This window comes from Roseburia zhanii (assembly GCF_014287635.1).
GTDB classification, from domain to species: Bacteria; Bacillota; Clostridia; order Lachnospirales; family Lachnospiraceae; genus Roseburia_B; species Roseburia_B zhanii.
In genome coordinates, this window is record NZ_JACOPH010000001.1 from 13,856 (window position 1) to 37,201 (window position 23,346).

Consider the following 23,346-nt stretch of genomic DNA (forward strand, 5'->3'; position numbering starts at 1 on the left):
TTACAGCATGAATGAGAATTATGTAGATATAATGCTACAAAGTTTAAAGAAGAAAGTAACGGTATTAAATCAGATTATTGAATTAAACCGCCAGCAGAAAATTCTTCTAGATGATCCTAATTTGCCACCAGAATCCTTAGAACAGAATTTAAGTGACAAGGATCAGATGATACGGAAGCTAAATGAACTTGATGAGGGATTTGAAGAATTATATAACCGGGTAAAAGATGAATTGCAGGCGCAAAGAGCACAATATGTCAGCCAGATCTCACAGATGCAGGATCTGATCAAGGAGATTACAGAGAAGTCTGCGATGATCCAGACGCAGGAACTGCGTAACAAAGAGAAAGCAATGCAGAAATTTTCCGGTATCCGCAAACAGGTCAAAGGAGTCCGAAACAGTCAGAAAGTGGTAAAACAGTATTATCAGAATATGATGAAACAGAATAGTTACTCAGGAGCAAGTGTTGTAGATAACAGAAAATAATCAGAGAATGGCACACAGTTTTTCTGCGTGCCATTTTTGCGTGGGAAAAAAATATGAAAAAAGAACCAAAATTACAGTTTGATGAAAAGTATTTTGAAGGGGAAATAAGAGAGGGATTTTATGTTGAGCCAATGATGAAACGAGCCTGGGCAGCCCAGCTTGAAGTGGTATGTGATCTGCGGGAGTATTTTGAAGCGTATGGGATTCATTTCTTTGCAGATTGGGGAACATTACTTGGAGCAGTACGTCATCAGGGATTTATTCCGTGGGATGATGATATCGATCTTGCGATGACTAGGGCAGATTATAGAAGGCTCCTCGAGATTTCTAAAAATGATTTTCCGGAAGGCTATACGTTTTACTGTGTAGGAGAAAATGAAGGAATGAATCTGCCATTTGCAAGAATCACAAATTCTGCGAAGATTGATTGGTCAGAAGAGCATCTATATAAATACCATGGATGCCCTTATTCTGTAGGAGTAGATATTTTTATTATTGACATACTGCCAGAGGAATCAGAGGAAAGAGAACTGTTAGCAGATATTACGGAGATGCTTCTTGGTGCAGTTCACGTATGTGCGAGAAAAGAAGATGTTTCAGGTATTCTGCCGCAGATCGAAGAAATGCTTGGCGTCACGTTTGACCGTTCGAAATCCGTATTTTCACAGTTACTTCTGCTATTAGATGAAGTAAGCCGGTTATATGAAGATGAAAATGGCACAGAGGTTACAGAAGTCTGCTATTGGATCGACAGAAAGGAACTCGTGTGGAAAAAAGAGTGGTTTGAAAGATATACAGAACTTCCGTTTGAAAAGATAACCCTCCCGGTTCCGTATGAGTATGATAAACTTCTTACAAATATGTTTGGAGATTATATGACACCGGTACGTGGTGGGGCAGACCATGACTATCCGTTTTATGCGAAACAGGAAAAAATATTGCGAGAGTATTTGGAAAAAGAAGCCGGAAAATAACAGAGGAATACAGATAAAATGGAAAAAGAACCAAAACTGCGATTTGATGAAAGCTATTTTGAAGGGGAAACAAGAGATGGATTTTATATCGAGCCGATGATGAAACGAGCCTGGGCAGCACAGCTTGAGGTGGTATGTGATTTTCGTGAATTTTGTAAAAAGTATGATATTTCGTTTCTTGCAGATTGGGGAACATTGCTTGGTGCAGTGCGTCATCACGGATTTATTCCATGGGATGATGATATTGATCTGGCAATGACAAGGGAGAACTACCGTAAATTGTGTGAAACAGTGCAAAATAATGATATATGTGGAAACTATTTTATGAAAATAGGCAGCGATCATGAAAGAAACCGCCCATTTGCCCGTATATTAAATGGGACAAGTATATCATGTTCGAAAGAGTATTTGCATAAATATCATGGATGCCCTTACGCAGTAGGGATTGATCTTTTTGTGATTGATACCTTGCCGGATAATTCAGAAGAAAGAGAATTTTTTTCGGATATTACAGAAATGTTGTATTCAACAATTATCTGCCTGCGTGATAAAGATGAAGATGTATCAGATGTTCTTCCACAGATCGAACAGTTATTTCGGATGTCTTTTGACCATTCGCGGAAGATTCTTCCGCAGCTGCTTTTGTTACTTGATCATGTGAGCCAGATGTATGGGCAGGATGAAGGCGGTGAGGTTGCAGAAGTCTTTTACTGGATTGACAGACCGGAAATCAGGTGGAAAAGAGAATGGTTTGAAGAATCTGTGGAAATGCCCTTTGAAAATATCACCCTGCCGGTTCCTAAGGGATATGGCCATATATTACAGATAGATTATGGAGATTATATGACACCGGTGCGTGGCGGAGCGGATCATGATTATCCGTTTTATGCAAAGCAGGAAAAGCTTCTGCGTGAGTATTTAGAGAAAGAGACAAAAGAAGATCATGCAGATATACATAAACTGTTAGAATGTTAAGAAAAGATATGAAAAGATCGATATATATTTTATTAGATCTTTTAATAAAATGATTTAAAATATGCGATAACAGATCAGAAAATAAGAGAATCAGGAAGAAAAGTCATATGTCAAAGCTATATATTTCAATGTATCATTATACAAGGGATTTAAAAAATTCCAGATATCCGGATATCAAGGGGTTAGACAGTTCGTTGTTCCGGGAACAGATCCTGTTTATGAAAGAGCATTTCCATATCGTAACAATGGAAGAAGTGATGGAGGCGGCGGGTGGTCATTATAAACTGCCGGAAGATCCGATGCTGTTGACATTTGATGATGGCTATATTGATAATTATACATTTGCTTTTCCGGTGTTAGATGAATTAGGTGTGCAGGGGTCATTTTTTATACCCGGTAAGACATTTACGACATATGAGCTGTTAGATGTTAATAAGATCCATTATCTGCTTGCAAGTACAGATATCCATATTATTTTAAAAGATCTGTTAGAACGCATGGATCATTACAGAGGGAATGAATATTCCTATCCTTCTAATGAGGAATTATTTCAGGAATATGCAAAGAGCAACCGCTTCGACAGCAAAGAAGTGATCTTTGTGAAAAGAATGTTACAGACAGTTTTGCCGGAGGAACTGCGTAATCGCATTGCAAGTGAACTGTTCGTAGAGCATGTAGGCATTTCAGAACAGCAGTTAGCACATGAATTATATATGACAGCAGAACAGATACGTACACTAAAGCATCATGGAATGCATATCGGGGTGCATGGATATGACCATTACTGGTTAGGGAATCTTTCAAAAGAGAAGATGCAGCAAGATATGCAGAAAGCTCTAGAGATCATGGATGAATTTATTGATAGCAGGAAATGGGCAATGAATTATCCTTATGGAAGTTATAATGAAGACGTGATCCGCTATGCAAAAGAACACGGTGCATGTGTAGGTGTGACGACAGAAGTACGGATTGCAGATTTAGAAATCGACGATGTGATGAAACTGCCGCGGTTAGACTGTAATGATTATCCGCCAAAGAGCGAAAATTACAAGAGAATGGGACAGGCTTAGAGATATAGCTTGGATATGGGCGAATGACGATGAACAGATTTGATGAGAAATATATTTTTAAAATTGCAGATATGGAAGAATTAGATGATATCATGGGATTTATCAGGGAATATTGGAATAAAGACCATATATTAGCCAATGATAAAGATTTTTTCTTATATGAATTTCAAAACGGTAATAAATTAAACTATTTTTTGGCAAGGAGCAAAGAAACAAATGCGATAGAAGCCATTATGGGATTTTATCCATATGAGAAAGAGATGAAGCCAAAAGAGAGTTGTTTTTCCGGTGGAATCTTAAAAGTGTATCCGAAATGTGCAGTTCCAATGCTTGGCGTGGAAATGCTTAGAAGAATATATGCCCTTATGCAGCAGAAAGCATATATTGGAAATGGTGCAAATCCCGTGACTGCACTTCCGTTAGAAACCAGAGTCTTAAGACACCATGGAGGAAGGCACAGGCATTTTTATATCTTAGATAAGCGTGACGAATATAAGATTGCAAAGATCGTAAAGCAGCCAGAGATTATGAGCAGTTTTAGCACTCCGCAAAAACCTCTTATGGAATATCAGAATGTACAAGAAATGTATCAGGTCTTTGATGATGCAGCTTTTAAGGAGAGAATCCCATATAAAGATGCGTGGTATGTACAGAAAAGATATTTTTCCCACTCGATCTACCATTATCAGATGTTTGGTATCGGTACAAAAACAGTGCTTGTTGGACGGGAAGTCAACCAGAATGGAGCAAAGGTATTCCGGCTTGTGGATATCTTAGGAGATGTGACAGAGATCCGATATGCAGGAGCAGCGTTGCGTGAACTGATCGAGCATAACGGATATGAATATATAGATCTGTATGAGCATGGTGTATCAGAAGATGCATTAAAAGAGGCAGGCTTTGTGGAAAGAACAGAAAATGACAGAAATATCATTCCAAACTATTTTGAGCCGTTTGTACAGAAGAATATTGAGATCTATTATCATACAGATGCAGAAGATGCTGTGATCTTTAAGGCAGACGGAGATCAGGACAGACCAAATTTTCGATAGGAGCAGCAGTCATGGATAAGGTAGAACAGATTCAGCAAATGGCAAAGCGGATGCGTTTGCAGGCACTTCATATGGCGTATCGGGCAGGCAAAGCCGGTGCACATCTTGGTGGTGGTTTATCCTGTATAGAGATCCTTGCCACATTATATGGCGGATGTGCCACAATAGATGCGAAAAATCCACTCTGGGAAGAACGGGATCGTATACTGATCGGAAAAGCACATGCCGTACTCGCATATGATACAGCTTTGTATGAGATGGGCTTTTTAACACAGGAGGATTTAGATTCCTTTGAGCAGGACGGTTCTGATCTCGTCGGACATCCGATGAGAAATCTGCAGCATGGAATCGAATTTTCCGGTGGAAGTCTGGGAATGGCATTATCCGTAGGCTGTGGAATGGCATTAGATGCAAAGGTGAAAAGGAGAAAACACCGGGTATACGTTCTTTTAGGTGATGGAGAATGTGAAGAAGGTGCTATCTGGGAGGCTATGATGTCTGCGGCTAAGATGAAACTTCATAACCTGACGGTGATCATAGATAATAACCATTTACAGTATGATGGAAAGACAGAAGAAGTCGGTGGTTTTACAGATATAGAAGCTAAATTAAAGGCATTTGGATTTCTGACGATCACCTGTGACGGACATGATGTAAACAGCCTGTTACAGGCATTTTCACAAAAGAGTGATGATCAGCCGATCGCGATTATAGCAGATACCATCAAAGGAAAGGGAGTTTCCTTTATGGAAAATGATCCATTATGGCATCATGCAGAATTAAAAGAAGCAGATTATGAACGTGCAAGAGCAGAAATAGAGAAAGAGATGTGAGTATGCAGGAACTGACCAAGAGAAATTTAAGAGCATGGTCTATGTTAGGACAGCGTGGTACAGTATGTGGAGTGGCACTGATAGAGATCATGGAAGAATATCAGAACAGTTATACATTAACAGCCGATCTTGCACATTTATCAGGTCTAGACCGGGTACAACATATGTTTCCGGAGCGGTTTGTCAATGTCGGGATTGCAGAACAGAATATGATAGGAATTGCAGCAGGATTGGCAGCAGAAGGAAATGTTGTTTTTGCAACGACATACGCGACATTTCTGACCATGAGATGTTATGAACAGATCCGGCATCATATGGGTTATCAGCATATGAATATCAAACTGATCGGTTCAGCAGCTGGAGTAGAAATGGGAATGTCAGGTAATACACATTATACTTATGAAGATATAGCAATCATGCGTGCAATCCCGAATATTACCGTCGTATCACCGGCAGATCCGGCAGAAGCATATCAGATTATGCATCAGGCAGCAGCAACAGAGGGACCGATGTATATCCGCCTGACCGGTGGAATGAACCAGCAGATCATTACGAAATGTGAAGATGGTGGTATCCAGATAGGAAAATCCAAAGAATTACAAAGCGGAACAGACGTAGCGGTCATTTTTGCAGGCAATATTGCAGGGACGGTACAAAAGGCGGTAGAACTACTTGAGAGCGAAGGTATTAGTACTTCTGTGATCGATATGCATACGATCAAACCGCTAGATACCAGACAGCTTGAGAGACAGATGGGAAAAAAGATCATTGTAACTGTAGAAGAACACAGTATCATAGGTGGATTAGGCGGAGCAGTTTCAGAATATTATGCACAGTTTGAACGTCATCCAAAGGTCGTGCGGATTGGAGTAGAAGATCAGTTTTTACATCCGGCAGGCAAGGAACTGTTATTAGAAACAGCAGGCTTAACACCACAAAAAATATACAAACGGATTCGAAAGGAATTAAACAGATAATTATGGTGCATTTAGATTATTGTAATATGCAGGAATATTTCAGACAGACAAAAGAATTTATTTTCCTGGATAAAGTAGATATTGAACCGGGAGAATCTGCAAAGGGTACAAAGCTTATGTCCTCACAGGACTGGTATTTTCAGTATCATTTTCCGGGAAATCCGGTCATGCCGGGGGTATTTCAGATGGAAGCCTTAATGCAGACAGGTGGATTGATCATCAATACTTTAGAGGGTAAAAAAGAAATTCCATTGTTATTCGGCGAGTGTAAGAGTGTTAAGATTAAGCGGGAAGTCAGACCGGGAGATATTTTAATCACAGATGTTACGCTGATCTCTTATAAGAGAGGCATCTGCTGGTTTAAAGGTGTTGCAACCGTCGAAGGAAAGACAACATGCCAGATGGAATTTTCCCTGATCTCCCCAACGGAATTACTTCAGATGAAAAAGAATGATAATTGAAAGAGAGAAAAAAGATGCTAACAGGAAAATGTGCAGTTATTACAGGTGCAAACAGAGGGATCGGAAGGGCAATCCTCGAAGTATTTGCAAAAAATAAAGCATTTATCTTTGCATGTGCAAGAAAGAAAAATCCGGAATTTGAACAGGAAATGCGTGTCCTTGAAGAAGAAACCGGCTGTAAAGTTGTAGAGATCTACTTTGATCTGACCGATGCAGAGGGAATGAAAGAGGCAGTCAAAGAGATCCGTTCTTATAAGAGAGATATCGATATCTTAGTCAACAATGCGGGTGTGCTTTCAGCATACCGGAACTTCTCCATGATGCCGATACAGGAAGTCAGACAGACCTTTGAAGTGGACTTTTTTGCTCAGATGGAATTTACACAATATATTGCAAGACTTATGCAGCGGAAACGGAAGGGAAGTATTGTCTATATTTCCTCGATCGCATCCTTAGATGGATTTTTCTCATCTTATGATTATGTTGCATGTAAAGCGGCTGTCAATGCGGCAATGAAACAGCAGGCAAGAGAATTAGGACAGTGTGGAATCCGTGTCAATGCAGTTGCTCCGGGTATTGTCCGTACCGATATGATCAAGGATTCCAACGAGGAGAATTTAGAGAGTATTTTAGATGCCGTCATGTTGAAACGTTTCGGAACAGCAGAGGAGATCGCAAATGCAGTACTATTCCTTGGGTCCGATATGGCATCTTATATTACAGGACAGGTCTTAAGAGTAGATGGGGGAACGAATCCTCCGAAGTCAGTTTGGTAGGTAGATATATGCAGAGAGAAGAATTAGAAAAGATCGCACAGACGATCAGGGAAGATATATTGACGATGGCATTACATTCCGGTACAAAAGGTGCGCATATTGGCGGTGGAATGTCATGTGCAGATATTTTAGCAGTTTTATATGGCAGTATTATGAAATATGATGTGTCTGATCCAGAGTGGGATGGCAGGGATCGTTTTATTATGAGTAAAGCACATAGTGCCATTGCTTTATATGCGGCACTTCGGTATGCAGGATTTCTATCGGAAAAAGAAATAAACGATGCGCTACAGGGACGGGCATATCTATACAAACATCCCCGCATGGATATCAGCCATGGATTCGAATTTTCCGGTGGAAGTTTAGGACAGGGACTAGCTTTAGCAGCCGGTTCAGCAGTTGCATTAGAACGGAGAAATAATAAAGACGCGAAGTTTTATGTGCTGATCGGAGATGGCGAATGTGACGAGGGTTCCATCTGGGAGGCAGCTTCTTTTATCTGCCACTATCATCTGAAAAATGTGGTTCCGATCATTGATTTAAACCATTTGCAGAATGATGGCAATACAGAAGATGTTATGGATCTTGGAAATATGGCAGACAGATGGAGAAGTATGGGATATGATGTGATAGAAGTTAATGGACATGATGTGATGGAATTACAGGCTGCTTTTTTGCAGGAAACAGAGAAACCAAAAGCCATCATTGCACATACGATCAAGGGGAAAGGCGTATCCTTTGCGGAAAACAATGTGGACTGGCATATTTCGTATCTGACAAAAGAAATGTATGAACAAGTAATAGGAGAATGGAACTGTGCAGGAGATAAATAAACGAAATGCGAGAATATGGTCGATGCTTGGAATGCGCAGAGTTGTCGGAATGTTGTTAGGGGAGTTAGCAGAAGCAGATCCGGCGATGATGTTTGCAACAGCAGATGTAGCGAGATATTTTGGTACAGAAGAATTTCAGAAAAATTATCCAGATCATTATATTGATGTAGGGATTGCAGAACAGAATCTTGTCGGTGTTGCGGCAGGAATGCAGAAAGAGGGACTGCATGTATTTGCAGCAACCTATGCAACCTTTATCACAGCACGTACCCTAGATCAGATCAGGGTGAATCTAGGATATGGAAAGATCGCTGTAAAACTGATCGGTGTCGGCGGCGGTTTGGCAGAGGGCGATCTGAGTGCAACCCATATGGGTTTAGAAGATATTGCAGATATCAGGGCAATTCCGAATATCACGATCTTATCACCGGCAGATGCCACAGAGTTGGTAAAGATGATGTATGCACTGATGGATTATGATAAGCCGGTATATTTAAGATTGTCTGGAAAGACAAATATACCAGTCATCTATAAAGAGGACTATACGTTTGAAATTGGAAAAGCCATCTGCCTTGCAAAAGGAGAGGACATTGGGATCATTGCCACCGGAGTGATCTTAGGAACAGCCAAAAAGATTGCACAGGAATTAGAAAAGAATGGTATCTCTGTAACCTTGATCGATATGCATACGATCAAACCGTTAGATACTGATATATTAGATGAGATCTGTACCCACAAGTTAGTGGTTACCATTGAAGAACATATGAAAGCGGGCGGCTTAGGAAGTGCCATCGCTGAATATTATGCTGAAAAAGAGCAGCATCCATTGATGCAGATGTTCGCAGTGGAAGATGTATATCCGAATGCAACAGAGTATGAATATCTGTTAGAGGACTGCGGGCTTGATGCAAAGACCATGTTACAGAAAATATCAGAGAAGTACGAAAAGGTGGGAAGATAAGATGTCGATCATGGAGAAACCCCGTGTGGTGGACAAATTACATAAATATAGACGTAATCTTAGAAAAAATGGCGGTAAAGTAGGAAGAACCCCACGGCAGGTCGCAATCGATTATAATAATGCGTGCAATTTCAGATGTGAGTTCTGTTATGAAGTTGGGGAAGCAAAATATAATACTCAGTCACTTAGTTTCGAAGATATTACGAGGATATGTGATGAAGCGGATGCCCTTGGTGTCTGGGAGATCATATTACAGGGTGGAGAACTATTGATTAATGTGGAAAACACAAAGAAGATCATAGCTGCCTGTGGACCGGAACGTTTTAAAATGGTACTTATCACAAATGGATATTTTCTGTCCGAAGAAGTGGCAAAGGAATTAGCAGCAGAAGGTTTAGATGGAGTCGGTATCAGTGTTTCTTCATTGGATGAAGAAGAACATGATCGTTCCAGAAAAGTAGCGGGTGCCCATAAACGGGCATTAGAAGCATTTGACCATGCAAAAAATGCCGGACTTGATGTATGGGCACAAGTGTTATTTGGTCATCATAATGCACATTCTAAGGAATTATATGAGTTTTTAGATTACCTAAAAGAGCGGGATATCGCTACCAACTTCTTTATGGCAATGCCCTACGGTGTCTGGAAAGATAATTATATGGATGCCGAAGACCTTAAGAAGTTTAAAGAGATCAGAAAGAACTATAAATGTCTGCATGATCTCTGGGATGAATTTGATAGGAATAAAGAAGCCATCTGGGGCTGCTGGGCGGTCAACCGGATCTTTGTGACACCGATGGGAGATGTCCTGCCATGCCCGTTTATCAATATAAAGATAGGCAATATCAAAGAACAGTCTTTAAAAGAAATCATTGACTATGGTTTTAGTATTAAGTACTTCGGAGAATATTCGAATATCTGTCTGGCAGCACAAAACCGCAGTTTTCGTGATAAATATTTAAGTGGAAGTACATCTATGTTTACGCCGGAACCGGCTGCTGCAGTTTTTGCAGCAGAAGATTTTATCATAAAAGAAAAACAGGAGGAAGAACATGAGTAATTTAGAGAAGTATACGAAGATTTTTACAGAGAGTTTTGAGGTAGATGCAGAGAAGGCAAAGACATTAAAATATCAGGATGTAGAAGCATGGGATTCTATCGGACATATGGATCTGATCGCATCTTTAGAAGATGAGTTTGATATTATGATGGAGGCAGATGATATCATTGATTTCAACTCATTTGAAAAAGGTATTGAGATCATGACAAAATACGGAATTGATATGAATGCGTAACCGGATTGCAGTTTACAGGGATGAAATATTAGAAAGCAACTGCTATGTGATCTATGCAGAGGATCATAAATGTTTTGTGATCGATCCGAATAATATTGATGCTATCTTAGAGTATACAAAGGGATATGAGATCGAATATATCGGATTGACACATGAACATTATGACCATATTGCAGCATTAAATGCACTTAGAAAGATAACCGATGCAAAAGTGATCTGTTCACAGGTATGCAGCGAACGGATGCAGGATGCAGATAAAAATTTATCGAGCATCTTTAAAGTGCAGCTGCATTTTATGGGAAAAGATCCAGATATCGTGGTAGAACCATATCATTGTGAACCGGCAGATATTACCTATACAGAATCATTTGCAATGGAGTGGGAAGGCATACCGGTCTGTTTTTTTAGAGCACCGGGACATTCGCCCGGAAGTGCAATGATCGTGTTTGATGATGTGATATTTGTCGGGGATTCCCTGTCATTAGATCATGATGTGATCATCCGAAAGAGATATGGTTCTAAGGACGATTACAGAAAGATAGTAGTTCCGTTTCTGTTAGCCAAGTCACAGGAGAGCATGATCTATCCGGGGCATGGGAAGAATTTCCGGTTGAGCCAGAGAATCACCTATTTAGAATCCATAAAAAATAGATAACAGACGTTTCAGAGAGGGAGGGAAGGATGATGATAGAGAATGTATTAAAACAATACAAAGACAATATAGCACTGTCAGATGCAAAAGGAACGTCCTTGACGTATGAAACACTTGATCAAAAGTCAGCAGAACTTTTTGATACAATAGGAGGGAGAACGTTAGTCTTTTCTTTTTGCAGAAATGAGGCTGGATCTGTACTGGGATATGTAACATTTTTACGGTATCATATTGTTCCTGTTCTATTAAATGCCGAGATCGAAACAGAGTTAAGGCAGCAGTTGATAGGAATATATGAGCCGGCTTTTTTATATCTTCCAAAAGAAATGGCAGAGGCATTTAGTGATTATGAGAAGGTATGGGAATCATATGGTTATTGCCTGCTTCGTACCTCATATGCCATGGAAAAGACAATGTATCAGGAGTTAGGACTGCTGCTTACCACATCCGGTTCGACGGGAAGTCCGAAACTAGTGCGGCAGAGTTATAGAAATATCTTATCAAATGCAGAGTCTATTGCAGAATACTTAGAGCTTACTGTTGATGAAAAACCGATCTCCACCTTACCGATGAATTATACCTACGGTCTTTCTATCATTAACAGTCATCTATTGGTCGGAGCAGAGATCTTACTGACAGATGAGCCTATGACAAGCCGGCATTTCTGGGAATTTTTCCGTGAAAATAATGCCACTTCTTTTGGGGGTGTGCCTTTTACATATGAGATGTTAAAACGACTGCGGTTCTTTCTGATGGAACTGCCAAGTCTGCGTTATATGACACAGGCAGGTGGAAAACTCTCACCGGAACTGCACAGGGAATTTGCGGAATATGCAAAAAATACCGGGAAAAAATTCATTGTCATGTATGGTCAGACCGAAGCAACCGCGCGTATGGCATACCTTCCTTCTGAAAGATCGTTAGAAAAATACGGCAGTATGGGAATTGCGATCCCACATGGAAGGTTATGGCTGAAAGATGTGGACGGCAATCAGATCAAAGATGCGGATATCGTTGGAGAACTTGTGTATGAAGGAGAAAACGTTACACTTGGTTATGCAGAATGTCTAGCAGATCTTGCAAAAGAAGATGAGCGTCATGGTGTGTTGCAGACAGGTGATATGGCGAAGATGGATGCCGACGGATATTTTTATATCGTAGGTAGAAAGAAACGTTTCTTAAAGATTTATGGAAATCGTGTAAATTTAGATGAAGTTGAAAGAATGATCAAGCATGAATTTGAACAGATCGAATGTGCATGTGCAGGAGTAGATGATCGTTTATATGTTTTCGTAACAACTGATCAGGAGGAGATCCATACGCAGATCCGACAGTTTTTAGCAGGGAAAACAGGCTTAAATGCAAAGGCATATGCGGTGAAGTATGTCATGGAAATTCCAAAAAATGATGCAGGAAAAACCTTATACCGCAAATTGGAGAAATATTATGATTGATATGTCAGAAATTTTACAACTCTCACCTTATGGACTGCCAAAAGAAGAAAAGCAGAAACTTTTTACAGAACGCTTATGTGGATTGACAACATATCATAAAGAGCACTGTGCTGCCTATGGAAACGTTTTAGATGGTTTGCAGATAGATGTGGATAAGGTGCAGACATACGAAGAACTGCCATTTCTACCGGTGCAGTTATTTAAGACACATGCGTTAAAATCAGTCGATGATGAGGAGGTCTTTAAGACCATGACATCATCAGGAACGACCGGACAGGCAGTATCTAAGATCTATTTAGACAGGAAAACTTCTGCGAACCAGCAGAAAGTGTTAGTAAAGATCGTATCAGAATTTACCGGAAAGTCACGCCTTCCAATGTTGATCATAGATAGTCCGTCTGTTGTAAAAGACAGAAAAATGTTTTCAGCAAGAGGTGCAGGAATCTTAGGATTTTCCATTTTTGCGTCAGACAGGCAGTATGTATTGAATGATGATATGCAGTTAGATTTAGAAGCGGTACAGAAATTTTTACAAAAGCATAATGGTGAGAAGATTCTACTGTTTGGCTTTACTTTTATGATCTGGCAGCATTTCTACAAAGAATTATTAAAGAATCCAAACTGTATTGATCTAAGAAATGCCATACTGATCCATGGCGGCGGCTGGAAGAAACTTGCCAATGAAGCAGTAAGTCCGGAGGAATTTCGGGAGCGTTTAAAGAGTGTATGTGGATTGTCAGACATACATGATTATTATGGAATGGTCGAACAGACCGGAAGTATTTATATGCAGTGCGAATGTGGGCATTTACATACAAGCATATTTTCCGATGTGATCATGCGGAGAATGAAAGATTTTTCTGTATGCGATATCGGAGAAAAAGGTGTGATACAGGTACTTTCACTGATCCCAGAGTCCTATCCGGGACATTCAATTCTGACAGAAGACGAGGGTGTTCTGCTAGGCGAGGATGACTGCCCATGCGGAAGAAAAGGAAAGTATTTTGAAGTGCTTGGAAGGATCAAAAATGCAGAAGTCAGGGGGTGCAGTGATACCTATGGACAATAAAGATATTGTATATCTGTTTGGAGCCAGACAGGTACAACCTGCTCCAAGAGAAATTTTTGACGAAGAAGTATGTGATTTTTTAGGAAAATTATCAGAGGAATTACGTGCAGATGTCCGGGCAAAACAGTATACGGATATTCTGACATTTGCTTTTTTTATTCGGAGGGCAAATTTAAAACTGATGAAGGAACGATATGCAGATGCAGCATATATGATCGGAAAAGGTACAGTTTTTCATATTGCACCATCAAATGTACCGATCAATTTTGCCTACTCATGGGTATTTGGACTGCTTTCAGGAAATGCGAATATCGTTCGTGTATCGATGAAAGATTTTATACAGGTACGGATCATCTGCGATGCAGTAGACAGACTGATCTTAGATGAGCAGTACCGTTGGGTGGAACAGGAAAATGCAGTTGTCATGTACGATCATGCCAAAAAGGAACTGACAGATTTATTTTCCGCACAGTGCCAAGTACGCCTGATCTGGGGCGGGGATCATACGATCGAAATGATCCGTCAGTCAAAACTGCCGCCACGCAGTACAGAGATCACATTTGCAGACAGATATTCATTTGCGCTGATGGATGCCAAGGCAGTTCTAGATAGTAGTGAACAGGAAATGAGCCGTCTTGCTGCTAATTTTTATAATGACACATATCTGATGGATCAGAATGCATGTTCCACACCGCATATGATCTGCTGGATCGGAGAAGGAGAGCAATACCGGAAGGCACAGAAGCGTTTCTGGGAACACATCTCTAAAGAGGCAGAAAGATATACTTTAGAGGATATCAAAGCCAGTGAGAAATTTACCACGCTGTGCAGTTATCTGATGGAGTTAGATACAAAGCAGACTGACCGGTATCAGAATCTTCTCTATGTCATCAGCTTAAATAAGCTGCCGGAGAATATCACAAAACTCAGAGGAAAGTATGGTTTGTTTTTTCAAAAAGAATTTCAGAATGTTCAGGATACACTGGTGCATTTGAATGATACAAGAGTGCAGACCTGTGTGATATATGGAGTAGATGAAAAAGAAATCAAAAAGGAAGTCATCCATATGCATATGCTCGGAATAGACCGTGTGGTGCCGATAGGAAAGAGCTTAGACATTGATTTAAACTGGGACGGTTATGATATGATCCGCGGACTTTCCAGAAAGATTGGCTGAGAAATGCCTATAAATAGGGCTTTTACAATTTCTTTAAAAAAATTAGAAAATTTTTCAAAAAAGGTGTAAAGTATTTGAAGAACTGCCCGATATATATTACAAGTAAACAAGATAACAATTGTTACTTGAGGATTTGATCTAAGTGAAGCGTACGGTCACAAGGAAGATGATCCTACAACAATAATAAGTTTTGTAGCATGGACGCTACAGTAAATTCAAGGAGGAAACAATTATGGTAGTACAGCACAATATGCAGGCAGCTAATGCCAACAGAATGTTAGGAATTACAACAAGCGCACAGAGTAAATCAACTGAGAAGTTATCTTCTGGATACAAGATCAATCGTGCAGGTGATGATGCAGCAGGTCTTGCTATTTCTGAAAAAATGAGAGCAACAATCCGTGGATTAGACAGAGCTTCTTTAAATGCACAGGATGGTATCTCTGTAGTACAGATCGCTGAAGGTGCTATGAACGAAACTCATTCTATCTTACAGAGAATGAATGAATTAGCAACACAGGCAGCTTCTGATACAAATACAACAGATGATAGAACAAAGATCAGCGATGAGATGACTCAGCTTACAACTGAAATTGACAGAATCTACTCTACAACACAGTTCAACACAATGAACCTGTTAGATGGAGCATTTACTGGAAAGAAATTACAGGTTGGTTCTTTATCAGGACAGACAATGTCTATCAGCATCAGCTCTTGTAAAGCTACAGATTTAGGACTTGATGGAACAGTTGACGTATCTAGCAATGGAGCTGCATCTAAGACAATGTCTAAAGTACAGGCAGCTATCAACAAATTATCTTCTCATCGTTCTAAATTAGGTGCTATCCAGAACAGATTAGAGCACACAATCGCTAACTTAGACAACACATCTGAGAATACTCAGGCTGCTGAATCTCGTATCCGTGATACAGATATGGCAAAAGAAATGGTTACTTACAGCAAGAACAATATCCTTGCTCAGGCTGGACAGTCTATGCTTGCACAGGCAAATCAGTCTACACAGGGTGTATTATCCTTATTACAGTAATCGGCGTATTGGAAATAAGGTCGGCTTTGCCGACCTTATTTTTTTATTTTATAGGAGAAAAATAATATGTATCAGGAGATAGAAAAGAACAGTGCTCTTCTATATCAGAACAGGGAACAGGAAGGATATGCGTGGTTTGAAGCAAATCGTCAGGCGATCCACGAAGCAATGATTATGGCATGGCAGGAGAAATATCAGTCATCTGCGGATGCAAAAGAAGTGATGATGTATCTGATCGGTGTGATGGCAGATGCATGGAACAGATGTGATACATTAGCATTAGCGGATGTATTAAGATATGAAATACTGGCATTTATCGGATAACAGGAGAACGAATGGACAGATATCAGAAAAATTATAAGATTATAGAAGAGCGATTCCCGGATGTTATTTCAAAATTAAAAGCAGCACAGACTGCACAGATAGAACTTGTATTTGTTGAAAATGAAAATAAAGACTGCATTCCGTTTGCAAAAACAGAGCAGGGTGAATATAGATTAAACAGTTATTACGAGCCGCTTTGGGCAGCAGAATTATTTGCAGAGCGGTATGTTGTTGACAGCGATTATAAAGTGTATGCAATTGCCGGATTATCGGATGGAAAATGTATCCGGCAGCTTTTACAGAAGTTAGATGATACGAATATAGTATTGATCTATGAGCCGGATGCGGCATGGTTAGATAAATATTTAGAGATATATGATTATACGGATATTTTTTCAGATACGCGTGTAAAATTTTTTACAGGAAGTGCTGAAGATGGTGCACTTGAAAAGCTGATCGTAAATACGATCAATTATGCAAAGAGGGATCTTGTAGAACAGTGTATCCTGCCGAATTATGATATACTATTTCCAAAACAGTGTGAAGTATTCATCGAATTGTTAGTACAGAGGATCAAATGGCTGATCTTCCAGCGGGCATCTTATGAGGAATTTGGCAGTAAATATTTAGACAATCTGTATTATGCAATACCGGACATGATGAAGGGCTATACGGTCGATCAGTTGGTAGAATATTTAGCAAAGATGGATATTTCAAATATCCCCGCGATCATTGTTTCAGCAGGTCCATCGTTAGATAAAAATATCCATCTGTTAAAAGAGGCAAAAGGAAAAGCCTTGATCATTGTCGTAGATGCAGCCATGCGGAGCGTGGTACGTGCAGGGGTACAGCCAGATCTGGTTGTTTCAGTAGATCCTGTCATTGGTATGAAAATGGTAGGAATCGAAGGCATTGAAACACCGAATCTTGTAGTGATGCCATTATCTGCACGAGAGTTGATCGAAAAGAATCAGGGGAAACATTTTTATCATAGTATCAGCTATCCGTTTGTACAGCAATTTTACTGGAAAGAGGGAAAAGGAGATGGAGTTTATTTAGCATCGGGCGGCTCTGTAGCAAATGATGCATTTTCCTTAGCTGTGACATTGGGATTTCGTACGATCGTATTTATCGGACAGGATCTGGCATTTACCGGTGGCAGAGTCTATACAAAAGGGATCGAGGATATGAAAAAGCCGGACGAGGACCTTACGAAGGGCAGTATCATAGTAACTGTAGAGGGAATCCATGGAGAAGAACTTCGTACAGATATTAAGATGGAACAATATCTGCGGTGGTTTGAGCGGGAGATCAAGAAACATCCAGAGTTAGAAGTTATTGATGCAACAGAAGGCGGTGCACGTATTCAGGGAACGATCTTAAAGACATTTCAGGAAGTATTAGATGAGAAATGTATAGGAAAGTTTGATATGGATGCTGTGACCGCAGAGTTAGAGCCGGTATTTACAAAGGAACAGCAGGAAAATATCCATAGGGAACTCTGTCAGATACCAAAGCGTTTAGAGGAATTAAAAGTAATCTTTCATAAGGGGGTTGCTGCATATGATAACTTAAACCGCTGGGCAGGATCAAAAAAGAAAGATCAGAAAGAATATGACAGGATCTGTCAGGAGATTGCAGTGGTAGATGAAGAAATTGCAAAGGAACTTCTGATCGATATTCTGACATTATATAATGCAAAAGAAAATTATGAAACCGATGATGTGGTATTTGCACAGACAGATGTGGCAGTTGAGGAACTTGCAGTACAGGGAAAGGCACTTTTAGAAAGTTACTGTAAGGCAGCAGATGATATGATTGAAGATTTAAGCAAGATACCATATTATAAAGAGATGTGATACAGCCAGAGGATGCAGATCCGTTTCTTAGAATCAGATGTGGCAGGATACTGGAACAATGCATTTGTTTTTAACTGCTATATGTATAAAACAATTTAACAGATATGGCTGAGTTCTAAAATCTCCGCAAACCTTTTGGTAAAGGTGTGGGATTTTAGAACTTTTTCATATCCATTGGCAGCAATTTCTTTCCGTTTCTTATCATGTGTTAAATAATAGTCAATCTTAGACAGCATATCATTTTCATCTTCGTAATAGACAAAATCCACATCAGAAGTAAAATGTTCAAAAAGATCTGCCTGATAATTCGTAAGCAGAAATCCGCCGGCACCAAGGATATCCATGCATCGCAAAGGGATGCCGGAACGGATGCTGCGCAGGGAAATATTCAGGTTGATCTTACTGTTATGAAATATGAGAGGCATTTCTGTCGTATAGCTGACAGGGCCCATGTTTGTGGCATTGGTAATCACAGCGGAGGAATCTAAAGTATACAGCCGCAGCCTGCTGTGCATAGCAGCCGCAGATAAAAGTTTTTTCCGTTCTATCTGCGTGATCTTACGGTCAATGACATAGTGTGCGAAGATATATTCTAAAGTTTCCACACCATAACGGCGGTTGTCATATTGCAGAACCCGCTGCATTTCATTTACGATATCTTTTGGCAATACTTCTTCAATAAAATTATAGCCGGAGATTTCTAACTGTGCCTGCATGATCGCATCTAAATATCCTTTGGTATAGGAATTGACATTTGACAGACGGTCAAACAGGTTATGCGATTCGTGGTACAGGGAACCGACAAAAGATACTTCTGCAGATAATTTGTCAGTATCATATGGCTGTTGTAACAAAGAGCGTATGGACGTCGTATCCGCCGGCAGAGGTAGATATTGTACTGTAGAAATCCCCATAGACTGCAGTTTGATACATTCCATACGGTCAAAGAGGAATACATGGTTGTTCGGGTTGATGATCGTATAGGAATATAACATGACATGAGGAGAGTCATATACAAAAGAAATATAAGGCAGATCATGTTTTTTTGCAGCTTCAGAAAGTACAGGAAAATAATTAAAGGAAAAACAAAAATCAATCGGATTTTCGCAGACAAACTGGTCAAAAGAGCGTTCATAATCTTCACTGATGCGTGTGTCAAAATCTTTATGCATAAATAAAAAGACATGATGTCCAAGTTCTTCCCATGCTGAAATGGCGGCTGTTTTTCCAAAACAGTCCCAGTCTAAAAATAATATGTTCATAAATCTAAACCTCATTTTCTGTGCTGTTAAAGGCAAGTTCTAAGAGCGTCTGTAAGCGGTGTACATAAGTATGATGTGCAGCCACTTCTTTGAAGCCGTTTTCTGCGATTTCTTTTCGTATTTTATCATGGGCGAGATAATATTCACATTTTTCAAGCAGTTCTTCCATACTTCCGTAAGTGTCTAAATGTTCACCGATCTGCAATAAGTCTGGGATCTCTGACTGGTAATTGCTTAATACAAAACCGCCAGAGCCTAAGATATCCCAGATGCGAAGCGGCAGACCGCTGCGGATCGGCTTTGATGTAGTATTGATATTGATCTTACTTTCGTGGAAAATGACCGGCATTTCCGTTAAGGTTTTTGCAAAACCACGGTTATGCAGCTTCGGATACATCGAGGTATCACTTCCGGTGTAGATCGTAGTCGAAAAATTTTCGCTTAACAGCCGCATCGTCGTATCGCGTTCTAAGGCGGTGATCTTATTACCGATATAATATAAAGACAATGTGATGCGGTCAGTCAGATAGGAATCTGCCGGAAAGAAAAAGAAATCAGGGTTACAGTTCCGGTAAGACGCTATGAGGGAATCATTTAAAAGATCCTCAATGAAATAATATCCGTAGATCTTCAACTGCGCCTGCATGATCGCATCCAGATATCCTCTGCTGTAGTCAGAAGGATGATGAAGGGTGTCATAAGGGCATTTTTCTGAATATAAGGAACCTAAAAAAGTGACATCCGAAGCATAAGAATGACGGGTATCCATATCAGCCTCCTGAATGACAGCCTGTTTTGCATTGACACTGACTGCAAGTGGCAGATAAAAAATGCAGGAAGGATTTAATGGGGCAAATTCCTGATACATTGTATAGTCGAACAGAAAAATGCGGTTATACGGATTTGTGACAGAGGTCGTATATAGTTCTAAAACTGGGGAATCGACAATCCAGCAGACATAAGGTATTTTTAACAGCGTACAGACTTCTGAAATTGCCGGATAAAAGTTGATCGTAAATACCAGATCATGTGAATCATTTCCTAAATATTCCGAAATCAGCCGTATCGTCTGGCTGGGAAGAAGTGTCTTATTCGTGATCTCCTCTGTGATTTCAGATACCTGATGCCCTAATTCCAAAAATCCTTCAATTACATCCGGTTCACAGATGCTTCCATAGCGGTAAAACAATATCTTCATACATCAATCCCCTATCATTCTATGAATATTTTTATTATACCTTATTTAAGAAAATTACACCAGTAAAGAGAGAAAAATGTGAAAATGTCAGAAAAAGGTCGATTTAGTGCTTAAAATATTGTATGATATAGGTATATTTTATAAGAATAAAGAGGTGTAATAGAATGCAGAAAGTATATACCTGTTTTTGTACAGATGTGATACATGAGGGACATTTAAATATTATTGAACAGGCGGGAAGATACGGCAGAGTGATCGTTGGTGTGTTAAGTGATGAGGCGATGATCCGTTTTAACCGTTTCCCGACAGTCAGTTTTAAAGAACGTTTAGCAATGGTAGAAAATATTGAGGGTGTAGATGAAGTGATCATACAGTCAGAGATCATGTATGATGAAGTATTTGAAAAATTGCATCCTGATTATGTGATCCATGGGGATAACTGGAAAGAAGGGCCGGAGCAGATCATCAGGGCGAATGTTGTCGGTTTGTTAGAAAAATATGGTGGGGAACTGATCGAGGTACCATATACCTATAATCTGCATGTGCGGAAAGTAGACAGCTTAATGCGGGAAAAACTTGCCATGCCGGAATTTAGGAGAAAAAGACTGCGTCAGTTGATCAAGTTCTGTCCGGTTGTAAAAACCATCGAGGTACATAGTGGATTGAGTGGACTGGTAGCGGAAAAAACTGTTGTGAAATCTGATGGAAATTTAGACCAGTTCGATGCAATGTGGATCTCAAGTCTTTGTGATTCCACTGTAAAAGGAAAACCGGATATTGAATTGGTCGATATGTCCTCTAGGATCAGAACGATCGATGATGTGATGGAAGTCACGACGAAACCGATCATCTTAGATGGTGATACGGGTGGACTGCCGGAGCATTTTGTATACAATGTGCGTACATTAGAACGGTTAGGTGTTTCTGCGATCATTATTGAAGATAAGACAGGACTTAAGAAAAATTCTCTGTTTGGCACAGAAGTGGTGCAGACACAGGAATCCATCGAGCGTTTTTGTGAGAAGATTTCCGCCGGGAAAAGTGCACAGCGGACAGATGAATTTATGATCATTGCCCGTATCGAGAGCCTTATCTTAGAACAGGGAATGGAAGATGCCCTAATACGTGCAAGGGCTTATGTAAAAGCCGGAGCAGATGGCATTATGATACATTCGAGAAAGAAAGAACCGGACGAGATCTTAGAATTTTGTGACCGGTTTCGCAAGGAAGATACAATCACACCGATTGTTGTGGTTCCGACATCTTTTAACAGCATTTATGAATCGGAATTAGCAGAGCATGGAGTGAATATCGTGATCTATGCCAACCAGCTTCTGCGAAGTGAATTTCCGGCAATGAAGCATACGGCTGAGAGCATTTTAAGACATCACCGGGCATTAGAAGTAGATGATGCACTGATGCCATTTAAAGAGATCATTACTTTGATCGATGAGATATAAAAATAAAAGGCAGGATAAGCATAATGGAGCGAAAAATATTATTAAATCCGGGACCGGCAACTACAACAGATACAGTCAAACAGGCACAGATCGTACCGGATATCTGTCCAAGGGAAACGGAATTTGTAGAGATTATGAAAGAAATCCGGAATGATCTTGTAAAGATCGTGCATGGAGATTTAGAAACTTATACGTCCGTACTTTTTTGCGGTTCGGGAACGATCTGCATGGATGTTTGTTTAAATTCCCTGTTAAAGGCAGATGGTAAGATACTGATCGTTAATAATGGAGCCTATAGCAGCAGGGCAGCAGAGATTTGTGAATATTATCATCTTCCATATATAGATCTGAGATTTGCATTTGATGAACTGCCGGATTGCCATAAGATTGAGGAAGTTTTAAAAGAACATAAAGAGATCTCTTTGGTATATACGACGCACAATGAAACCGGTACAGGAATTTTAAATCCAATCCGGCAGATCGGTGCATTAGCGCATCAATATGGTGCCATTTTTGTTGTAGATACCACATCGACATATGCCATGCGGCCGATCGATATTGAAAAAGAGAATGTAGATTTTTGTATGGCATCTGCACAAAAAGGACTGATGGCAATGACAGGGATCTCGTTTATTGTTGGAAAAAAAGCCATTATTGAGGAATCAAAAGCATTTCCGACACGTTCGTATTATTGTAATTTATATATGCAGTATCAGTATTTTGAAGAACATGGAGAGATGCATTTTACACCGCCGGTACAGACCGTATATGCGATGCGTCAGGCGATCAGGGAATATTTTGCCGAGGGAGAGCAGGCAAAATGGGAGCGTCATAAGCGCGTATTTGAGGCACTGCATCAGGGATTGTCAGAACTTGGATTTACAGATGTGATTAAGAGAGAATGGCAGGCAGGCTTAGTTGTAACCGTTCCTTATCCGAAAGACGAGCACTGGAATTTTGAAAAAATGCATGATTACTGTTATGAAAGAGGATTTACGATCTATCCGGGCAAGATCAGCGGAACAGAAACATTCCGCCTGTGTGCATTAGGTGCGATCGATGAAGAAGATATCCATGCATTTTTTAAAGTATTGAAAGCCGGACTTATCGATATGGGCGTAAACATTCCGGTAACCTATTGAGGAAACA

Annotated in this window: 24 protein-coding genes; 22 read left to right on the plus strand and 2 right to left on the minus strand. The window is 40.0% G+C overall.

Features of this window, described 5'->3' with window-relative positions:
• The first annotated feature begins 7 nt into the window (after positions 1-7).
• The 20 genes from H8S17_RS00075 (at position 8) to H8S17_RS00170 (ending at position 18,277) form a co-directional block, all read left to right on the plus strand.
• The gene (locus H8S17_RS00075; RefSeq protein WP_186865724.1) at positions 8-487 is read left to right on the plus strand and encodes a flagellar protein FliT; all 480 of its coding nucleotides are present in this window, start codon (positions 8-10) and stop codon (positions 485-487) included.
• A gap of 53 nt (positions 488-540) precedes the next feature.
• On the plus strand, positions 541-1,461 hold the full coding sequence (locus tag H8S17_RS00080) for a LicD family protein (protein ID WP_186865725.1): 921 nt from the start codon (positions 541-543) through the stop codon (positions 1,459-1,461).
• A gap of 18 nt (positions 1,462-1,479) precedes the next feature.
• Positions 1,480-2,436 (plus strand): LicD family protein, encoded by a 957-nt coding sequence (locus tag H8S17_RS00085; protein WP_186865726.1) that lies wholly within the window; start codon positions 1,480-1,482, stop codon positions 2,434-2,436.
• Between the two features lie 107 nt (positions 2,437-2,543).
• A complete protein-coding gene (locus H8S17_RS00090) occupies positions 2,544-3,506 on the plus strand; it encodes a polysaccharide deacetylase family protein (RefSeq protein ID WP_207723336.1) in 963 nt (320 codons plus the stop codon).
• Positions 3,507-3,529: 23 nt separating this feature from the next.
• The gene (locus H8S17_RS00095) at positions 3,530-4,558 is read left to right on the plus strand and encodes a hypothetical protein (protein WP_186865727.1); all 1,029 of its coding nucleotides are present in this window, start codon (positions 3,530-3,532) and stop codon (positions 4,556-4,558) included.
• Between the two features lie 11 nt (positions 4,559-4,569).
• Positions 4,570-5,391, plus strand: coding sequence for a transketolase (locus tag H8S17_RS00100; protein WP_207723337.1), 822 nt, complete (start codon positions 4,570-4,572; stop codon positions 5,389-5,391).
• A gap of 2 nt (positions 5,392-5,393) precedes the next feature.
• Positions 5,394-6,368 (plus strand): transketolase family protein, encoded by a 975-nt coding sequence (locus H8S17_RS00105; protein ID WP_186865728.1) that lies wholly within the window; start codon positions 5,394-5,396, stop codon positions 6,366-6,368.
• Positions 6,369-6,370: 2 nt separating this feature from the next.
• Complete coding sequence (locus H8S17_RS00110; protein ID WP_186865729.1) at positions 6,371-6,829, plus strand: 3-hydroxyacyl-ACP dehydratase FabZ family protein; 459 nt, start codon at positions 6,371-6,373, stop codon at positions 6,827-6,829.
• 14 nt (positions 6,830-6,843) lie between these two features.
• Positions 6,844-7,605 (plus strand): SDR family NAD(P)-dependent oxidoreductase, encoded by a 762-nt coding sequence (locus H8S17_RS00115; protein WP_178051675.1) that lies wholly within the window; start codon positions 6,844-6,846, stop codon positions 7,603-7,605.
• An 8-nt stretch (positions 7,606-7,613) separates the two neighbouring features.
• Positions 7,614-8,438: a transketolase gene (locus tag H8S17_RS00120; RefSeq protein WP_178051674.1), complete on the plus strand. Its 825-nt coding sequence runs from the start codon at positions 7,614-7,616 to the stop codon at positions 8,436-8,438.
• The gene (locus H8S17_RS00125; RefSeq protein WP_186865730.1) at positions 8,422-9,399 is read left to right on the plus strand and encodes a transketolase family protein; all 978 of its coding nucleotides are present in this window, start codon (positions 8,422-8,424) and stop codon (positions 9,397-9,399) included. The genes H8S17_RS00120 and H8S17_RS00125 overlap by 17 nt, the downstream gene beginning before the upstream one ends.
• Positions 9,344-10,459, plus strand: a complete 1,116-nt coding sequence (locus H8S17_RS00130; RefSeq protein WP_243237942.1) for a radical SAM/SPASM domain-containing protein — start codon at positions 9,344-9,346, stop codon at positions 10,457-10,459. The genes H8S17_RS00125 and H8S17_RS00130 overlap by 56 nt, the downstream gene beginning before the upstream one ends.
• Positions 10,452-10,694 carry an acyl carrier protein gene (locus H8S17_RS00135; RefSeq protein ID WP_178051671.1) on the plus strand — a complete coding sequence of 81 codons (243 nt, stop codon included), beginning with the start codon at positions 10,452-10,454 and terminating at the stop codon, positions 10,692-10,694. Before H8S17_RS00130 ends, H8S17_RS00135 begins: the two co-directional genes overlap by 8 nt.
• Entirely contained in the window at positions 10,687-11,349 is a 663-nt protein-coding gene (locus tag H8S17_RS00140; protein ID WP_186865731.1) for an MBL fold metallo-hydrolase, read from the plus strand. Before H8S17_RS00135 ends, H8S17_RS00140 begins: the two co-directional genes overlap by 8 nt.
• Positions 11,350-11,375: 26 nt before the next feature.
• A complete protein-coding gene (locus H8S17_RS00145) occupies positions 11,376-12,800 on the plus strand; it encodes an AMP-binding protein (protein ID WP_186865732.1) in 1,425 nt (474 codons plus the stop codon).
• Positions 12,793-13,869 carry a LuxE/PaaK family acyltransferase gene (locus tag H8S17_RS00150; protein WP_186865733.1) on the plus strand — a complete coding sequence of 359 codons (1,077 nt, stop codon included), beginning with the start codon at positions 12,793-12,795 and terminating at the stop codon, positions 13,867-13,869. Before H8S17_RS00145 ends, H8S17_RS00150 begins: the two co-directional genes overlap by 8 nt.
• The gene (locus H8S17_RS00155; RefSeq protein WP_186865734.1) at positions 13,829-15,046 is read left to right on the plus strand and encodes an acyl-CoA reductase; all 1,218 of its coding nucleotides are present in this window, start codon (positions 13,829-13,831) and stop codon (positions 15,044-15,046) included. The genes H8S17_RS00150 and H8S17_RS00155 overlap by 41 nt, the downstream gene beginning before the upstream one ends.
• A gap of 232 nt (positions 15,047-15,278) precedes the next feature.
• On the plus strand, positions 15,279-16,094 hold the full coding sequence (locus H8S17_RS00160; protein WP_186865735.1) for a flagellin N-terminal helical domain-containing protein: 816 nt from the start codon (positions 15,279-15,281) through the stop codon (positions 16,092-16,094).
• A gap of 66 nt (positions 16,095-16,160) precedes the next feature.
• Positions 16,161-16,418, plus strand: a complete 258-nt coding sequence (locus tag H8S17_RS00165; RefSeq protein ID WP_186865736.1) for a hypothetical protein — start codon at positions 16,161-16,163, stop codon at positions 16,416-16,418.
• 11 nt (positions 16,419-16,429) lie between these two features.
• Positions 16,430-18,277, plus strand: a complete 1,848-nt coding sequence (locus H8S17_RS00170) for a motility associated factor glycosyltransferase family protein (RefSeq protein WP_186865737.1) — start codon at positions 16,430-16,432, stop codon at positions 18,275-18,277.
• 95 nt (positions 18,278-18,372) lie between these two features.
• Here H8S17_RS00170 and H8S17_RS00175 read toward each other — a convergent pair whose 3' ends face one another.
• Positions 18,373-19,539 (minus strand): CgeB family protein, encoded by a 1,167-nt coding sequence (locus H8S17_RS00175; protein ID WP_186865738.1) that lies wholly within the window; start codon positions 19,537-19,539, stop codon positions 18,373-18,375.
• Positions 19,540-19,543: 4 nt separating this feature from the next.
• Complete coding sequence (locus tag H8S17_RS00180) at positions 19,544-20,737, minus strand: CgeB family protein (protein WP_186865739.1); 1,194 nt, start codon at positions 20,735-20,737, stop codon at positions 19,544-19,546.
• Positions 20,738-20,901: 164 nt separating this feature from the next.
• Between H8S17_RS00180 and aepX the strand changes: the two genes are divergently transcribed.
• Together aepX and H8S17_RS00190 are read left to right on the plus strand one after the other, a co-directional pair.
• Positions 20,902-22,197 (plus strand): phosphoenolpyruvate mutase, encoded by a 1,296-nt coding sequence (gene aepX / locus H8S17_RS00185; protein WP_186865740.1) that lies wholly within the window; start codon positions 20,902-20,904, stop codon positions 22,195-22,197.
• A 23-nt stretch (positions 22,198-22,220) separates the two neighbouring features.
• The gene (locus H8S17_RS00190) at positions 22,221-23,339 is read left to right on the plus strand and encodes a 2-aminoethylphosphonate aminotransferase (protein ID WP_186865741.1); all 1,119 of its coding nucleotides are present in this window, start codon (positions 22,221-22,223) and stop codon (positions 23,337-23,339) included.
• Positions 23,340-23,346 lie beyond the last annotated feature (7 nt).

Coding starts and splice junctions, on each gene's coding strand:
- H8S17_RS00075 (WP_186865724.1), top strand. CDS start 8: ATGAATGAGAATTATGTAGATATAATGCTACAAAGTTTAAAGAAGAAA.
- H8S17_RS00080 (WP_186865725.1), top strand. CDS start 541: ATGAAAAAAGAACCAAAATTACAGTTTGATGAAAAGTATTTTGAAGGG.
- H8S17_RS00085 (WP_186865726.1), top strand. CDS start 1,480: ATGGAAAAAGAACCAAAACTGCGATTTGATGAAAGCTATTTTGAAGGG.
- H8S17_RS00090 (WP_207723336.1), top strand. CDS start 2,544: ATGTCAAAGCTATATATTTCAATGTATCATTATACAAGGGATTTAAAA.
- H8S17_RS00095 (WP_186865727.1), top strand. CDS start 3,530: ATGACGATGAACAGATTTGATGAGAAATATATTTTTAAAATTGCAGAT.
- H8S17_RS00100 (WP_207723337.1), top strand. CDS start 4,570: ATGGATAAGGTAGAACAGATTCAGCAAATGGCAAAGCGGATGCGTTTG.
- H8S17_RS00105 (WP_186865728.1), top strand. CDS start 5,394: ATGCAGGAACTGACCAAGAGAAATTTAAGAGCATGGTCTATGTTAGGA.
- H8S17_RS00110 (WP_186865729.1), top strand. CDS start 6,371: ATGGTGCATTTAGATTATTGTAATATGCAGGAATATTTCAGACAGACA.
- H8S17_RS00115 (WP_178051675.1), top strand. CDS start 6,844: ATGCTAACAGGAAAATGTGCAGTTATTACAGGTGCAAACAGAGGGATC.
- H8S17_RS00120 (WP_178051674.1), top strand. CDS start 7,614: ATGCAGAGAGAAGAATTAGAAAAGATCGCACAGACGATCAGGGAAGAT.
- H8S17_RS00130 (WP_243237942.1), top strand. CDS start 9,344: ATGCAAAGACCATGTTACAGAAAATATCAGAGAAGTACGAAAAGGTGG.
- H8S17_RS00135 (WP_178051671.1), top strand. CDS start 10,452: ATGAGTAATTTAGAGAAGTATACGAAGATTTTTACAGAGAGTTTTGAG.
- H8S17_RS00140 (WP_186865731.1), top strand. CDS start 10,687: ATGCGTAACCGGATTGCAGTTTACAGGGATGAAATATTAGAAAGCAAC.
- H8S17_RS00145 (WP_186865732.1), top strand. CDS start 11,376: ATGATGATAGAGAATGTATTAAAACAATACAAAGACAATATAGCACTG.
- H8S17_RS00150 (WP_186865733.1), top strand. CDS start 12,793: ATGATTGATATGTCAGAAATTTTACAACTCTCACCTTATGGACTGCCA.
- H8S17_RS00155 (WP_186865734.1), top strand. CDS start 13,829: ATGCAGAAGTCAGGGGGTGCAGTGATACCTATGGACAATAAAGATATT.
- H8S17_RS00160 (WP_186865735.1), top strand. CDS start 15,279: ATGGTAGTACAGCACAATATGCAGGCAGCTAATGCCAACAGAATGTTA.
- H8S17_RS00165 (WP_186865736.1), top strand. CDS start 16,161: ATGTATCAGGAGATAGAAAAGAACAGTGCTCTTCTATATCAGAACAGG.
- H8S17_RS00170 (WP_186865737.1), top strand. CDS start 16,430: ATGGACAGATATCAGAAAAATTATAAGATTATAGAAGAGCGATTCCCG.
- H8S17_RS00175 (WP_186865738.1), bottom strand. CDS start 19,539: ATGAACATATTATTTTTAGACTGGGACTGTTTTGGAAAAACAGCCGCC.
- H8S17_RS00180 (WP_186865739.1), bottom strand. CDS start 20,737: ATGAAGATATTGTTTTACCGCTATGGAAGCATCTGTGAACCGGATGTA.
- aepX (WP_186865740.1), top strand. CDS start 20,902: ATGCAGAAAGTATATACCTGTTTTTGTACAGATGTGATACATGAGGGA.
- H8S17_RS00190 (WP_186865741.1), top strand. CDS start 22,221: ATGGAGCGAAAAATATTATTAAATCCGGGACCGGCAACTACAACAGAT.